At 43.2% G+C, this 15,095-nt stretch carries 18 protein-coding genes and 2 pseudogenes; 1 reads left to right on the top strand and 19 read right to left on the bottom strand.

Going from position 1 to position 15,095, the window contains the following annotated elements; all coding sequences use genetic code 11:
- The 8 genes and pseudogenes from DW931_RS13575 to DW931_RS13610 all read right to left on the bottom strand — a co-directional run.
- Positions 1 to 263, bottom strand: a pseudogene (locus DW931_RS13575) (virulence-associated protein E); the annotation flags it as partial.
- A complete protein-coding gene (locus DW931_RS13580) occupies positions 232 to 876 on the bottom strand; it encodes a CHC2 zinc finger domain-containing protein (protein ID WP_002584324.1) in 645 nt (214 codons plus the stop codon). The pseudogene DW931_RS13575 and the gene DW931_RS13580, both read right to left, overlap by 32 nt.
- A 65-nt stretch (positions 877 to 941) precedes the next feature.
- Positions 942 to 2,522, bottom strand: a complete 1,581-nt coding sequence (mobQ, locus tag DW931_RS13585) for a MobQ family relaxase (protein ID WP_002584325.1) — start codon at positions 2,520 to 2,522, stop codon at positions 942 to 944.
- Positions 2,523 to 2,718: 196 nt separating this feature from the next.
- Complete coding sequence (locus DW931_RS13590) at positions 2,719 to 3,264, bottom strand: AAA family ATPase (protein WP_002584326.1); 546 nt, start codon at positions 3,262 to 3,264, stop codon at positions 2,719 to 2,721.
- Positions 3,265 to 3,478: 214 nt separating this feature from the next.
- Positions 3,479 to 4,939 (bottom strand): Lsa family ABC-F type ribosomal protection protein, encoded by a 1,461-nt coding sequence (locus DW931_RS13595; RefSeq protein WP_002584327.1) that lies wholly within the window; start codon positions 4,937 to 4,939, stop codon positions 3,479 to 3,481.
- Positions 4,940 to 5,685: 746 nt separating this feature from the next.
- Positions 5,686 to 5,982: a DUF3847 domain-containing protein gene (locus DW931_RS13600; RefSeq protein WP_002584328.1), complete on the bottom strand. Its 297-nt coding sequence runs from the start codon at positions 5,980 to 5,982 to the stop codon at positions 5,686 to 5,688.
- The gene (locus DW931_RS13605) at positions 5,975 to 6,316 is read right to left on the bottom strand and encodes a DeoR family transcriptional regulator (protein ID WP_002584329.1); all 342 of its coding nucleotides are present in this window, start codon (positions 6,314 to 6,316) and stop codon (positions 5,975 to 5,977) included. Before DW931_RS13605 ends, DW931_RS13600 begins: the two co-directional genes overlap by 8 nt.
- The gene (locus DW931_RS13610; RefSeq protein ID WP_002584330.1) at positions 6,313 to 6,501 is read right to left on the bottom strand and encodes a hypothetical protein; all 189 of its coding nucleotides are present in this window, start codon (positions 6,499 to 6,501) and stop codon (positions 6,313 to 6,315) included. The genes DW931_RS13605 and DW931_RS13610 overlap by 4 nt, the downstream gene beginning before the upstream one ends.
- Before the next feature lie 483 nt (positions 6,502 to 6,984).
- Between DW931_RS13610 and DW931_RS13620 the strand changes: the two genes are divergently transcribed.
- Complete coding sequence (locus DW931_RS13620) at positions 6,985 to 7,791, top strand: helix-turn-helix transcriptional regulator (RefSeq protein WP_002584331.1); 807 nt, start codon at positions 6,985 to 6,987, stop codon at positions 7,789 to 7,791.
- Between the two features lie 118 nt (positions 7,792 to 7,909).
- Here DW931_RS13620 and DW931_RS13625 read toward each other — a convergent pair whose 3' ends face one another.
- From DW931_RS13625 to DW931_RS13675, 11 genes and pseudogenes are all read right to left on the bottom strand, one after another.
- A complete protein-coding gene (locus DW931_RS13625) occupies positions 7,910 to 8,401 on the bottom strand; it encodes an aminoglycoside-2''-adenylyltransferase (RefSeq protein WP_002584332.1) in 492 nt (163 codons plus the stop codon).
- Positions 8,402 to 8,452: 51 nt separating this feature from the next.
- Positions 8,453 to 8,830 carry a TnpV protein gene (locus tag DW931_RS13630; RefSeq protein WP_002584333.1) on the bottom strand — a complete coding sequence of 126 codons (378 nt, stop codon included), beginning with the start codon at positions 8,828 to 8,830 and terminating at the stop codon, positions 8,453 to 8,455.
- Positions 8,790 to 9,152 carry a helix-turn-helix domain-containing protein gene (locus tag DW931_RS13635; RefSeq protein ID WP_007887891.1) on the bottom strand — a complete coding sequence of 121 codons (363 nt, stop codon included), beginning with the start codon at positions 9,150 to 9,152 and terminating at the stop codon, positions 8,790 to 8,792. Before DW931_RS13635 ends, DW931_RS13630 begins: the two co-directional genes overlap by 41 nt.
- A 70-nt stretch (positions 9,153 to 9,222) precedes the next feature.
- Positions 9,223 to 9,375 (bottom strand): annotated as a pseudogene (locus DW931_RS13640) (Maff2 family protein); the annotation flags it as partial.
- Between the two features lie 134 nt (positions 9,376 to 9,509).
- Entirely contained in the window at positions 9,510 to 11,327 is a 1,818-nt protein-coding gene (locus DW931_RS13645) for a VirD4-like conjugal transfer protein, CD1115 family (protein WP_243034911.1), read from the bottom strand.
- A 20-nt stretch (positions 11,328 to 11,347) separates the two neighbouring features.
- Positions 11,348 to 11,821: a PcfB family protein gene (locus DW931_RS13650; protein ID WP_002593304.1), complete on the bottom strand. Its 474-nt coding sequence runs from the start codon at positions 11,819 to 11,821 to the stop codon at positions 11,348 to 11,350.
- 81 nt (positions 11,822 to 11,902) lie between these two features.
- Positions 11,903 to 12,088, bottom strand: a complete 186-nt coding sequence (locus DW931_RS13655) for a hypothetical protein (protein ID WP_002593303.1) — start codon at positions 12,086 to 12,088, stop codon at positions 11,903 to 11,905.
- A 109-nt stretch (positions 12,089 to 12,197) separates the two neighbouring features.
- A complete protein-coding gene (locus DW931_RS13660; RefSeq protein ID WP_038292237.1) occupies positions 12,198 to 12,845 on the bottom strand; it encodes a hypothetical protein in 648 nt (215 codons plus the stop codon).
- Between the two features lie 91 nt (positions 12,846 to 12,936).
- Entirely contained in the window at positions 12,937 to 13,683 is a 747-nt protein-coding gene (locus DW931_RS13665; protein WP_002593301.1) for an HNH endonuclease, read from the bottom strand.
- 50 nt (positions 13,684 to 13,733) lie between these two features.
- Complete coding sequence (locus tag DW931_RS13670; RefSeq protein WP_002593300.1) at positions 13,734 to 14,042, bottom strand: DUF6050 family protein; 309 nt, start codon at positions 14,040 to 14,042, stop codon at positions 13,734 to 13,736.
- Positions 14,023 to 15,090 carry a DUF6017 domain-containing protein gene (locus DW931_RS13675; protein WP_002593299.1) on the bottom strand — a complete coding sequence of 356 codons (1,068 nt, stop codon included), beginning with the start codon at positions 15,088 to 15,090 and terminating at the stop codon, positions 14,023 to 14,025. Before DW931_RS13675 ends, DW931_RS13670 begins: the two co-directional genes overlap by 20 nt.
- Between the last annotated feature and the right edge of the window lie 5 nt (positions 15,091 to 15,095).

Here is a 15,095-nt window from a genome sequence, read left to right on the forward strand (position 1 = left end):
AGCCCGTAGGTTTCTTCCAGATAAAGAAGCAGATACTTCATGTCCGTATCGTTCAGGGCGGTGCTTTCTCTGTGAAAACCGATGGGCTTTATGATGTCCTTGCGGTCAGTCAGGATGTTGTATGCGATAGCCCCTGAAAGCAGAGGGTCACGTTGGAATACGGTCAGGCAGTTCCGTATGCTCTGACGGACACCGCCTTTCTCGGTGGTTTCCAGCCCCGCCTTGATTTCCTCAACGCTCTGGGGCGGCTGCATGGCGTTCATAGTGTTTTTTAGTTCTTGCTGCGTCTGCGGCTGCAAGTTCTGCCATTCGCTGTTCAAGCTGTATCACATCCTTTCCGTAGTCCGTAATCAAATCCGCTTTTTCCTCTGTTTCCCCGAACAGCAGCACATCCAGCAGATATTCCACTTGGGCTTGCTTCTGTAAGGCTTCCACAAACCGGGGATGAAAGGCTTCCTCCGGGGAGTGCGGGGCGTAGTCCGTTCTCCATGCCATCAGCAGATGGAGATAATCGGCAAGAATACGGAAGCAGCGATTCTTTGCTTCCTGAAACTGTTCCTCCGGGGATTTCTGCCGGGTCTTGGGCTTTTTTACCTTTCCCGGCGGTTTCCAGTCCTCATAGGAAAGCCCGAAGTCCTGTGCCAGCTGTACGGCGGCTTCTTTCTTTCCCAGCCCATACAGGGCGGCGGCAAAATCAATCACATCCCCATCCGCACCGCAGCCGAAGCAATGGTAACGCCGATCCAGCTTCATGCTTGGGGTTTTATCGTTATGGAACGGGCAGCAAGCCATCCCGTTCCGACCTACATGGATTCCATAATACTCCGCAGCCTGTCTTGTTGTGACGGACTGCTTCACAGCTTCGAATACATTCAAATCTATCCCTCCTTGAAAATAAGAAAAGCACCTGACATTCTCTAATTGAAAATGGCAAGTGCCTGTTAAAGTTCCATATCCTGTTGTCTGTGTTTCTCCTGTGCCGGGGCGGTTCTTTGTGCTTTTTTCTCGTCAGTCTTATCCTGCAAGACTTCTTTGATGGGCTGCTTCTTGGGCGGCTCTTTGCTTTCCTCTGTGCCGGGTGTGGCTTTCCGTACCCAGTAGCGGATGTCCCGCAGCTTCTTCAAATCCTCCTGTACCTCGGTCAGTGGTACTTTCAGCTCTGCGATTTCGCTGAGAAGCGTTTCCTGCTCCTGTTGCAACTCATTTTTCGTTTTATCCTTATCGTCCGGGTGCTTGGCAAGGTAGTCAGCGGCTTTCTCATACCGGGCAACCTCCGGGTGTTCCTGTTTGAATTTCCCCTTTATTTTCTTAAAAAATATCTTCTGGTACTTCTCATAGACAGCCTTACATTCCTTGCAGTCTGTCCGGCTGGCAAGAATCCCGTCAATCACTTTGCTCCGGGCTTCCTTTGGCTTCATCTGATTGCGGTAATCTGCGGCTGATTTCCCGGAAGATTCCAGAAACGCTTCTAAGTCCTCCACAGTGGAAAGCCCCTTTTGCCGGAGATAGGACAGGGCTTCGCTGACTGCCTTTAAGTCCTGTGAAGTCCCCCGGTTCTGTCCAGCCCTTGTCCAGTCCTTCCGTTCTTCCTTTCGTATCTCCATATACTTCATCAGCAGATTGGGAAGAAGTGTCGCTTCCTCCGCCGCCTTTTGTGCAAGCAGCTCCTTCCGTTTTTCTCCCAGCTCGGTAATCCAGCCTTTGAGGTTTTGGATAAGCTGCCGGATGGACTTCATCAGGCGGTTGGCGGCTCTGATTTCCCGGTTCAGGTTGCCGATATTCGTCTGGATACCTCGCTTTTCCATCTGCCGGACAGCAGTCCCCTCATGGACAGTGGGGACTATATCAAGCCCCTGTCTGGCATAGGAACGCAAGTCCACACGCTCCGGGCGGTCATTGGCGTCCAGATAGCGGTTCTGGATAACCTCCCATTCATGCCGCCAGATTTCACAATACTTCTGGTCGTTCCAGTCCACCGTATCCTCCTTGTGGCTTTTCCACCTGCCGGATGGCAGCTTTATCCGTTCCCCATTCTCGTCAAGGTCATAAACCTTGCGGCTCTTGGGAAGCCATTTTCCATGTTCATCCATTGCCCGCATGGTCAGCAGGACATGGGCGTGGGGATTGTGTCCCGGCGGATGGGGGTCATGGATGGCAAAATCAGCAATCATGCCTTTGGAAACAAACTGCTGTTCACAAAACTCCCGTACAAGGACAGCGTACTGGTCGGGCGGTATCTCTCTGGGAATGGTAAGCACCCACCGCCTTGCAAGCTGGGAGTTCCATTGCTTTTCCACCGCTTCGGCGGCATTCCATAAAGTATTGCGGTCTGCATATTCCTGTGGAGCATTTGCCGGGAGCAGGATTTCATTGTGGACGATACCACGCTTTTCCGGGTAGTGCTTTACTTGCTGGTCGTATTCACAGAACAGCTTTTCGCCGCTTTGGTAAGCAGCGGCGGCAACCGCAGACTGCCGCTGGCTGCGCTGAACAATCGTGATTTCGTTGTGTGGACAAGGCATTTCGTGTCCCTCCTTTCGCTAATTGGTGGATGGGGTGGCGTTTTACCACCTCATTTTGGGCAGAAAAAAAGCAGGAGACCTTTTTCAGATTTCCTGCTCGGTGTGCCACTGTGTGAGCGGCGGGTATTTAGTTGTAAAAGTTCGGGACAAGTTGACCCGATGTAAAGCTAACAAACTGGAATTGCACCAAAACAATCTAAGACAACAACGCTGCCCTACTTGCGATTTTTTCTTGTACTGCGGAAACAGTTTCTTGAATGGAATAAGTGGTCGTATCTATAACATTCGATTCATATATTCCCAGATTGCAAAATTGCTCCCACATGGTTTCTACCAATTCGATATTTGTCTTTCGGTCTAACTTTGAGCGTTCAACAGCTCGCTTCAAGGTTTCTTCCTTACTTGCCCTTAAAATAATATAATGCACCTCATAATGTTCCCGAACAAGACTTTGCCACGGCTTTAAAAACCACGGTCCGATAATACCGTCAACAATTACATCATATCCACCACGAGCATATCGCTTCGCAGCTTCTAAAAACGCTTCAATGACAATCAAATTTTGCTCATTTGATTCTGGCAAATGCGGTGGTATTGCCCCTTTACTCAAATAATGATAAAAGTCATCTGTGTGCATATGCACAGACTTTTCCAAATCTGATTCTTTTGCAACAGCAGATGCCGTTGTAGTTTTTCCTGTCCCCGGCGCACCTGTGATTACAATAATTCTACCTTGATTCATCTATATTTTACCTCCACAAATTACGATTTTCTTAATTCTACAAACTGGAATTTGAGTCTCTGTAAAGCTGGAATTAACCCATACAATTATTTTAATTTAGAGGTTCTTACGCAATTATCCGTATTTTGTAATTTTTCAATACTGGAATGCCAGTGTAAATCAGCATTCTCCATTTTTATTAAAGCGAAAAACGTAAAATTGCGGAAGAACCAATTTAGATATTCACAATTTTACTTGCCACAGTATCTCGAAAAACACTGTCATGTTCTACCAGGAGCATGGTCGGGGCAAACTCCGTTATGAGTTGTTCAATCTGCATACGTGAGTACACATCAATAAAGTTGAGCGGTTCATCCCATACATACAAGTGTGCCTTTTCACAAAGGCTTTTCGCAATTAGGACTTTCTTCTTTTGCCCGCCAGAAAAGTCTTTAATATCCTTTTCAAACTGTACACGCTCAAAGTCCATTTTCCTAAGAATTGCCTTGAACAAACTTTCATCAAGGTTGTTTTCTTCTGCAAACTCGGAAAGGGTTCCACATAAATACGATGTATCCTGTGGCACATAAGAAATTACAAGCCCAGAGCCAAGTGTTACTGTACCCGTATAATCTATGGACTGCCCGACTACCAACTTTAACAGGCTACTTTTGCCACTGCCGTTCTTTCCATCAAGCACAATGCGTTCTCCCTGTCTTATTTCAAACGAAACGGGTTCACAAACTGAAATGCCATCATAATAAACTACTACATTCGATAATGATGCAAGCAAATCTGTATGGTAATTAAGCGGTTGTATCTTGAGGGCTTCTGCGGTTTCCATATTTTTCAGCAATGCTGATTTTTGTTCGATTGTCTGTTGTTGTCTCGCTTCTATAGATTTTGAACGCTTCATCATTTTGGCGGCTTTATGACCGACATAACCTTTATCTGCTGCCCCAATTTTGGAAGCTTCTACACGTTCAGACCATACTGCAGCGCGTTTTGCCGACTGCTGTAATCGTCTGATGTCCTTTTGCAAACGTTCGTTCTGAGCCAGTTCAAATTCTTGCTGTCGCTCAAAATTTGACATCCATGATGAAAAGTTTCCTCTTTGCACTTCGATATTCGCTCGGTTAATCGATAGAATATAGTCAACACAATCGTCAAGAAAGCGACGATCGTGAGAAACTAAGATGAATCCCTTTTTCTTTTTCAGATATGCCGCCACACTTTTTCTCGCTTTGGCATCCAAATGGTTGGTAGGTTCATCAATCAGTAGGAAATGCCCTTCATTAAGAAAAAGAGCGGCAATCAAAACCTTTGTCTGCTCTCCGTTGGAAAGTGTTTCAAAAGGTCGCCAAAGCACATCGACATCAACATCAAGATAAGAAAGTTCTCGCATAAGTTCCCATTCTTCCGCAAGTGGGCAAATCTCCTGCAATATATCCTCTGTAATACGATTCTTATCTGAAACGGGATAAGGAAAATAATCAAACTGTACGGATGATAGGATTTTTCCACTATACTCATATTTCCCAAGCAGAAGATTCAGAAAGGTTGTTTTACCTCGTCCGTTTCTGCCCACAAAACCAAGCTTCCAATCGGTATCAACCTGGAAACTGACATTTTCAAAAACATTATCATAACTTGTCGGATATGAAAACGTAAGGTTTTCAATTTTAATCATTGACATAAATATTATCCTCCTTTGCATGTCATACGATACAAAGTCGGTTCGGTGAATGTTTACTACGTATAGATTTCACCAAAAGGAACCGACACTATACGGAGTGAATCATGTGTAACTATCTGTTCTGCACTATTCATAAAGCACCTCCAAAACAAAATAAGAGCCACAAGAAAGTTTATCCTTGCAGCTCGTCATAGCATAAAATAACACCACTAAGCAAAAGTGGCAACAGCACTATATTGAGTAAGATAGACATATAACTTTCTTGCAATAGACACAATAATGCCAAAGTATAGCACTACCGCATATTTTGATTTTATTTGCAAGAAAAGTTAATCATCTTCCCACCTCTTTCTAAATTTCAAAATATTATACCATAAATCGCAGGCAAATACAAGTGGTTATAAAAATTTAACAAATCGCTTATAATACAATCATATAACTTTACGCATTCCTTACTGACCGTAAAATTCCGATTTATTGCTGACTTTATTATACTTTATTGCCTATCGAAAAGATAGCATATTTTATGAAACTTGTCGGCTGGGAACAGCTTGCAACGCAAGGTGTCCCCAGATGACAAGTCCACAAAAGGGTAGCTGGCGGTAGCCAGCGCAGGGGAAGCGTAGCGTCCCCTGTATGATTTGGAGCAGACCATGACTGCGAAAAATCACAGCCCTCCGGCAAGGAGCCTTCGGAGAACGCAATGCACCAACCTTTGGGTGGTGTATAATTGCGCCCTTAGTAAACTAAGGGGTTTCCGGCTTCTCACGTTCCAGCAGTTTCTTCAATAGTTCCTGCGTGTCCTGCCTGTGAAAAATGAGTGTCAACAACAGCATGACATCATCATCTGTCAGGCGTTCCGGCTCTTGCAGAAAACTTTCCAGCATACCGCCACGAGTACAGAGCCGGTGTGTCCGTTCTTTTCGGGTAAGCTGCTTTAGCTGGTGCTGCAATGCCTTTTCATCATTGATGGCTTTCCGCAGTTTCTTTTCACTCTTTTCCAACTCTCGGTTGAGCTTTTCCAGCTTTGAGGTATCAGGCAAGGGCAGCGTCCTCCTTTCCCGGTATCAGCACATAAATCCTGTTTGGTTCTCCAACGCCCTGACGCACTCGCATGATCAGTCCGGCGGTTTCCAGTTCATTCAGAGAACGCTTGACCGTCATGGGGCTGCGGGACAGGACTGCGGCAATGGCTGTGACAGGGAAGCAGATAAACAGGATTCCGTTCTCGTCCTCCTGTCCGTTGGATAGCATAGCGTCCAACATCCGGCAGTACATGACCTTTGCGGTGCTGCTGACTGGAAATCCTGTCAACGCTCTGGGAAAGGGCATACAGGGCGGCAACGGTGTGCCTATCGTCATAAATTCAAAATTCATTCGGTGTGTTCCTCCTTTTTCTTTGCTCTTTTGGATAAATAACGGGGGCAGTCAACCACAACCGCCCGGAAGCTCTGCTTGCACCCATGCTTGCATTTCCGGCATAATTCGTTGTAAGTGACACGCCCCCGGTCATTGAGGTAAAAAGAAAGCTCATGCTTCCTCTTTTTGCTCATTCTCGGCATATTGCGTTTCCTCCCGTTTTAGTGTATAGTTTCGGGGCGATTTTCGGCAAAATTACGGTCATAGAGCCGTCTAAAATCTCCAGAAGTATCAGCAATAGGGTAGACTATCCCCCTATCAGATTGTCGTGTTTCGGTATCATTTCGGTATCAGTTCGCCAGTTCTCCCCGGTGTCGTTCCTCCCCTGAATCTCACAGCGGCGTATTGCTCCCTTTGGTACGCTCGTTTCGGTCAGGGTTCCTCCATATCCCTGCCAAAAGTCATGGCGCTACATCGCCGGGGAAGCATATCCCACACAGGCTGGTCATTCGATTGGAATAATCCATCGATGAACTACCTGTATCATAGAACATTTTTGTGCCCTGTGCCGTATGTCCACAAAGTAGGAATTAAGGGTAAAAATCAGAAATTTCCACGATTGCGGAAAGTATGATATAATCCAGTTAAGCGGCAGTAATGAAACCGCCGGAAAGGAGCGTGCGCCCATGAAAGGAGCGACAAGCATACAGGAACGCCTTTGGGAACTCCGCAAGGACAAAGGCTTAAATCTGGAAGAATTATCAGAGCTGACGGGCATTTCCAAATCAGCTCTTGGCAGTTATGAAAAAGAGGATTATAAGGAAATCAATCATGGCAACCTTATCACGCTGGCAGACTTCTATGGGGTTTCCGTTGATTATCTGCTGTGCCGGACAGAGAACCGGGAGCAGATCAACACGCCACTAACAGAGCTGCATTTGAATGATGAGATGGTGGCACTTCTGAAAGGCGGTCGGATTAACAACCGTCTGCTCTGTGAGCTTGCCACTCATAAGGACTTTATCAAGTTTCTTGCGGACATTGAGATTTATGTAGATGGGATTGCCACCATGCAGATTCAAAACCTCAACGCCCTTGTCGATACTGTCCGGCATGAAATCATTGAACGGTATCGCCCCGGCGAAGACGACCCGCATTTGAAAGTGCTGCAAGCCGCCCATATCAGCGATGATGAATATTTCAGCCACATGGTTCTTGATGACCTCAATCTCATTATCCGGGATATTCGGGAAGCCCACAAAAAGGACAGCGAGAGTGCGCCCCAGACCACCGTTGCCGATGAATTGAAAGAAAATTTGGAAGCGGTTGAAAATTTCAAGGGCAGTCGGGATGAAAAGCTGGTTGTCCTTTACTGCAAGCAGCTCGGCATCAACTATAAAAATCTGTCAGACGAAGAATTTCGCTGGCTCATTCGGATTCTACAAAAATCAAAGAAAACAGGAACTCCTATCAGTCAAAGGAAAAAACGGTAAAGAAAAACCGCTGTTGCATGGTTGTGTTTGCTTCCATGTAGCAGCGGTTGGTGCTATACTTATTCAGTTAAAATTTCAAAGCGATAAAGTGGAATTTATCTTAGAAATTACAGCAATGTTATTTTGATAAACTTTCAAGAATTGAAATATCATGCTTATCTTTATCTCTTAATTCATAACCTGAATGGAAAACTCTTTGGCCTTTTAAGGATATACAAGGAATTGTTTTTCCTTCAAAAAAAGCACTACCAAAGTAATCTTTTTCAAACTCATACCAGCCACCCTCTAAATCAGCTTGTTTTGAAGTTCCGTCCTCACTTAAAACGAACGGGTGAATGTCTAAGTAACCAAGTTCATCACTATATAACTCTATTCTAACCGGTTTCCAGTCTGTATCAATTTTATAGCCCAGATTCAAAAGCACATTTAACAATTTTTCCGTATGTTGAGCATCAAAATTTATATCTATATCTCTATGAATTCTTGTTTGTTTACCAGCTAAAATATCTACACCCCATCCGCCATCCAACCAGTATGTAATTCCAGTATTTTCGAATAATTCTATTACTTTCATTAAATCTTCTTTTGTTGTTATTTCTTTTCTACCCATACAAAGTCTCCTTTACAACTTCTAATTTGTAATAATCATTCTACCATACCGTTATGAATAAATCATCTCATGTAAAACAATTTCTTCTGCCCGGTTGTGAATGTTATTGCAACGCTGCACCCATTCCATTTGACGGGTACGCTTCAATTCCTCGGTCACGCCCTCGGCAGCTTTCATCTGCTCCATGATGGTGTCTAACCGTTTCTGTGCCTGTTCGTTCAGGTCTGCAAGATATGTCCACAATTCCCCGGTCAGGGTCAATGTGTGTAATCTGGCTGGGCAGACTTCTCTTAAATATTCCCGGTGCATCCGTCCGTACTTTCCGATGGGGCGGTGTTCCTCCGGCAACTTCAAGTCCGGGATGTAGTAATCTCCAACAAGGATATAATCAATTCCGTTTTCTTTTATTCTTGGTTTCAATTCGCTCATGTTCCTTACCTCCTGTGGAAGCAGGCTCGTCTGGTACTAACTCAATCACATCGGTAATCTCACAATTCAGCGTTTCGCAGATACGGGCTAATGTATCCATGCTGATGTGCTTTCCCTCTTTGCTCATGTTGGCAATCATATTTGTTGTCATACCAGCAGCAAGCCTTAAATCCTCTTTCCTCATATCACGCTCTAACAGTGTGTGCCAGAGTGGTTTATAGCTGATGTGCATATTGTTTTCCTGCCTTTCTATCCATACCACCGGGGCGGCTGCCCCGGCAGGAACTTTTCTCTTATTATAGCACCAATCTTGTGAAATCACAATTTATTCTTGTAGCCTGCCGCTGATACCGTCTGGATTGGCTTTTCCTTTCTTTTTGTTCCCTTTAATTAGCCATGAACTGCTTGATGCCCTGCGATTTTGCACCTGGATTATCATTTCCATATCCTTCGAGAAGATTGATTACTCCCCACACACCTACACCTGCGCCGATTGCGGTTACTACTGTTTTAAGTCCTGTTACTGATGTTGTAAAAAAGCCCATTTGATCGTCTCCTTTTGCTTGAAAATTAAATGAAAAAAGGGAGCTGTTCTGATTTGTGATTTTTCAGAAAAACTCCCATAACAATAGTTCCAATATTTAGTTGTAAAGTCACTTCTGGACGCTGTGACCAGAAGTTAAGCTGTGATTTCTCCGACATCGCATACCTCATCCACCACATCATTCCTCTTAAAACGAAGTCTGTTGCGGTTCTTCACGTATTTTTCAATGTCAAATTCATTCTTTTTGTCATAATCGGATAACAGCGGGTACTGCTTATGCTTCGTTATATCAAATTTATCTGAGAAAAATGGTCTTACACCTCTAAGCTGCATGATACACTTGCTGCCATCCATGACCGCAATCTCGTCCTGACTCATTAACTCCTTTCCGGTCTTTTGATAATTCAGACCGTAGGACTGGCTCGTACCTCTCGTATCCGAGGTATTATAAAGGTCAATCGTTTCTTTTCCAAGGATTTCTGCCAGATCTTTCAGAGTATCTTTCTCTTTTCCTCCCAGAAACAGGGTAGTGTCGCAGTTTCCTTCAATCGTGGAAGCGTTGTCCCGGTACAGAGCCTTGAGCTGTGACTTTGACTGCAAAATAATAGAAGCTGATATTTCCCGGCTACGAATGGTAGCAATCAGCTTCTCAAACTGTGGAATCTGCCCGATGTTTGCAAACTCGTCCAGTAAGCACCGGACGTGAATCGGCAGTCTTCCGTTATATACATCATCTGCCTTGTCACAAAGCAGATTGAATAACTGCGAATACATGATACTTACAATGAAATTGAATGTCGCATCGGTATCGGAGATAATGACAAACAGTGCTGTCTTTTTCTCCCCCAATGTATCAAGCTCCAGTTCATCATAAGCAGTCAGGTCACGCAGCTCCTTGATGTCAAATGGTGCCAACCTTGCACCACAGCTAATCAGAATAGATTTTGCTGTCTTTCCTGCGGCAAGTTTATACTTCTTATACTGCCTTACCGCAAAATGGTTTGGGTTCTTCTGCTCCAGCTCCTCAAACAGCAGGTCAACCGCATTTTTGAAATTTTCATCATCCTCCCTAGCTTCGCTGGCATCCACCAGATCAATCAGCATGGAAAAATTCTGTTCTTCCTCCGGTGCTTCGTACCAGATATATGCGATCAGTGCCGTGTAATAGAGCTTTTCGGCTTTCACCCAGAAATCCTCAGAGGCTTGCTGTCCTTCCCCTTTGGTATTTACAATGATTGTGTTTACGAGTTTCAGAATGTCCTTTTCGCTCCGGATGTAAGCGAAAGGATTATAATGCATTGATTTTGCAAAGTTAATGGTATTCAGCACCTTGATCCGGTAATCATTCTTGGACAACATTTTGCCACATTCCACGAGGACTGTGCCTTTGGGATCAGTCACAACGTAGGAACTGTGCATCTGCATGAGGTTCGGCTTTACAAAAAATCTGGTCTTTCCGGAACCGGAACCACCGATTACAAGTATGTTTTTATTTCTCGCATACTTCGGCTGCTTTGGTCTGCCGGACATCATAAGACGCTCCGTTGCCGTTAAAAGCACGTTGTTTTCAAATACCGGATCGACATAAGGCTCTATGTCTTTGGCAGTTCCCCACCTTGCCGAACCGTATTCTACTCCCTGCCGGAATTTCTTTGCATTTTTCGCTTTATAATATACTACCATACGAAATCCTATCCCGCATCCCACGCCAACCAGTAAATCCCTTGGCATAAAACTGGGAAACGGGTTTACAAACGCACCTCCCATCCCATTGATCGTGTCCAACACCTTCTGTAAGGTGTTATCACCTGCCTGCTGTCCATACAGCCATGAAACCTTATTCAGAACATACCCGAAGATCACATAGGGAGCGCATTTCAGGGCAAGCTGCTTTTTATTTACCCCTTTTGTTTTTTCTTTGAGATTTTTCGGAATTGACTGCAAATCTTTCACAATCCCGTCAATGACCTTGCTTATAAGCTCTGTCCCCTGTCCTTATTTTTCTCTCTGCTGCGCTCCTTATTTTTATTCTGTGCAACAATCTTCTGAAGTCCTTTCAGTTTCTGTCTGAGTGACGGACGCTGCTGTTTTTTCTCATTAACTTTTACAAATTCCTTGAATGCCTGTGCAATCACATCGGCATCTTTGCCCTTGAAAAATACAAGATACCTGGGTGGTTCCGTGGTCTTATCCCTTTTTACTGCGAAATCGACATTGTATTTCCTTGCGACACGCTCAAAGGATTTTATATTGCTATCCGTAACCTCAATGGACTTTGCACCCTCTCCCTGACCGACCAGCTTTTTTACCGGAATTTTCCCATGCGAAGGCTCCTTATGCTTCTGATGCTCCAGATACATCTTCATTGCCTTCTGTAAAACGCTTGCGGTCAGCTTGGAAGTCTTGATTGCAAGAGCAATCGTTTTCTGTGTTGTTTCCTCCTGCACGGTGTACCTCCTTCCTTATCTGCACCGATTGGATTCAGGGTGGAACCAACAGCCTGTGGAGCTGTATTTTCATTCCCATATTTACAATTCCTCTCCTTCCTCAAACTCCCTGTCCCACCAGTTCAGTTCTTCCTCATAAAAATCATCCAATGCAGACCTGAGTTCTTCTTCCTGCTTTTTTGCCTTTATGACATCCCTCACTGCCTTTACCACAACTGCCCCTACTGCAACCGCAATCAATAACTTCTTTCCATTTTTTTTACTCATTTTTGTTCCTTTCCACTTCTGGACGTTGTGACCAGAAGTTGTTGCAATAAAAAAAGGCAGCTACAAAATCTTTCGATCTCATACCTGCCTTAACGCTGTTACTTTTTCACTATCCTATAAAAATTGTATAGAGCTTAGCTTCAATCTCTCCGTCCCGCAGCACCACATCATCCAATAACAGACAATGTGCCAATACCTCTACATCCTCCATATCCATAAGCCGATTAACCACCTCATTCCCTTTGTCCGGTACTTTGGCTGAACATACAGCAAAATCCCGCCTAGCTTCCCTGCAATACTTATATAACCCCAAAATATACTTGTTTGACATAATAAATCCAAACGCTTCATTCTTCTGATACGTCATCTTGTGTGTATTCCATTCTTCCTCCGGCAAAGAAAAGTAACACCTTGCCGTCTCGACATAGCAGTCTCCCTGATAAGTCGGCTGTAACTTTTTCTCCTGCCGCAGCATCTGATGATAGATTTTCTCCCTGTCAAAAACACTTCTTGCCCTTGTAAAATCCGGTGTTTTTCCTCTCATAAACGTATAGACATTATTGATTATGGTCTTGCCCGCCAATGCCTTATATTCCCCCACTCTATGGAGATACTTCAATACCTCTGTCAATTTCTCTTTTGATGCGATCTCCTGATAACAGGTTGCGTCCAGTTCAATCCTTTCAAATTGAAGCGGTGTACTGCCTTTCTTAATCTCCCGCTCCATAATCCGTTTCGTATCACGCATTGATTCCATTTTATTTCCTTTCCACTTCTGGACGTTGTGACCAGAAGTTATAAAAAGGCAGTTACAAATCTCTCGACTCATAACTGCCCTATTGCTATTTTTACCTAATACTTATATATTCCCTTTTCTTCTCTTTCGTCCAATTTTTAATTGGTGCCACCCGATTTAGTAATGCAACCCCATGTCCATGTTTCCCAGAAATATATTCTTCAAACCATTTTATACCTGGTGCCACACCATAACTTCCCTCTATTTGATAATCAATAAATCTAAGTTTATTAGGAATAAATTCATAATTGTTCCGATAATCTAACATAATTGAACGAGCATCATTTATAACAATTCTGTAATCAGCATCATATAATAAAAATGCCAGTTCCACCACTGCATCTCTTTCAAGTCCCTCCAATATTAACTTTGCAGGGTAATTAAAGAAAATGGTAATCTGTATCAATTCCGTTTGAAAATCCTTAAACATTTTTAATGCAATATGCTCTGTATTCTTACACTCTATATCTAATGTGTTTCCTTTGGCTACATTCTCATTTCTTGAGAGAAAACATAGATTATTTATATTACAGTTAAAACCATCTCCATCCATGTGGTCAACAACAAAATTATCTGCTGTCATAGTATCAAGAATTTCCTTTGTATACCACTTTTCCATAATATATCTATGCAAGTATCCCAATTTTGCATTGTAAAAGTATTTTCCGTTCTTTCCCCATGTGACAGACATCAATTCATCACGATAATCATCCCGTATAGATGCAACCGCATGAAACATACCATCTGCAGTGTGTATTCTAACCAGATCACCACTTATATCAAAACTATTATTACTCATGAAATATTCTCCCAGTCTTTTAAGATAAGACCAATTATAGCATAAACGGGCTATTTTTTACATCTTACAAAATTTAGTATTTCGATAAATATACTTGTAATCTTAATAATAATAATTCCTCCGCCTATCACACCTCCAATGACACAATTTAATGCCAGAATTCCTATATTCCCAGCAATACCAAAGTTCTTCGGCACAATAAACATACACATTTTTCGGATACCATAGGGGCATCCAATCATAATCCAGTAAAGGAAAAAATCAAAGCCATCTGCCCTTATGCAAATCCAATAACACATATTCATCCACGCTGCAATCACAAGCAATGGCAGTATCACCTTAAACAATACCCTTTTCATGCCAGCCTCCCCCATACATATCATGCTGCACTTCCTGTTGATAAAAATGATTTATCGTAGTGGGTGCATTATAAAGTGCCGTAACCATATATGCCTTGATATTTGTGATTTTAGTGGTGGTATTTTGCATACAGCCAATCACATATTCCAAATGGCTGCTTTCCAGTTTCAAAAACCTTGATTTCACAAGCTCATACGGATATTCTTCTCCTGCTACCCTGATTGTTGGATGCTTCACGCAGACTACCTCACAGATTACCTGGAACAGTTCATCGTAAAGCTCTCTCTTTCCATAACCATCATACTGCATATGGTGATCGTAACTGATATTTTCTTTGATTAGCTCTATGTATGTCTGGACATCATCCATCACATCCATCGTATCCTTTTTCCTTGAATCAGATTGAATGATAGGATTGATATAACTCTCCTCAGTATAGTTTAAATCAGTCTGATTATAGTTAGTATAATTAGGGTTCGATTCTCCGACTTCTTGAGGTTCGATTTCCGGACTTCCAGAGGTCTGTTTTTCCGACTTCTTGAAGTTCGATTTTCCGACTTCTTGAAGTTCGATTTCCGGACTTCTTGGAGTTCGATTTTCCGACTTCTTGAAGTCTGATTTTCCGACTTCTGTGATTTTATCAGTGTTTCTAGACTTTTTTTCATCTACATTTTCTGCCAGTGAAGCAAAGTTCTTCACATATATGATGTCCGGTTTGCCCAATCCTCTACGCACTTTCTCTACCAGCCCAATTCCCTTAACAGAATCCAGCTCTGCAAGAACCTTAACCGCCTTTTCCTTTCCACACCCCAAATCTTCCATAATACTGTCTATGGTGTATATGATATATGCCCGATTGTCCTCATCAAACCACTCATTTTTTATAGATAAGGACATACGATCAAGCATCAGACCGTATAAAAGTTTTGCATCACTGGATAATTTCTTAAATCTTTCATCCTTGATCAGCAGGCGGGGAACACGATAGAATGAGAACTGTTCTGCTTCTATTCCATAATAATAATCCAGTTGTAATATTTCACTCATTCCCG

The organism is Clostridium sp. AM43-3BH (assembly GCF_003479985.1).
Classification (GTDB): Bacteria; Bacillota; Clostridia; order Lachnospirales; family Lachnospiraceae; genus Otoolea; species Otoolea fessa.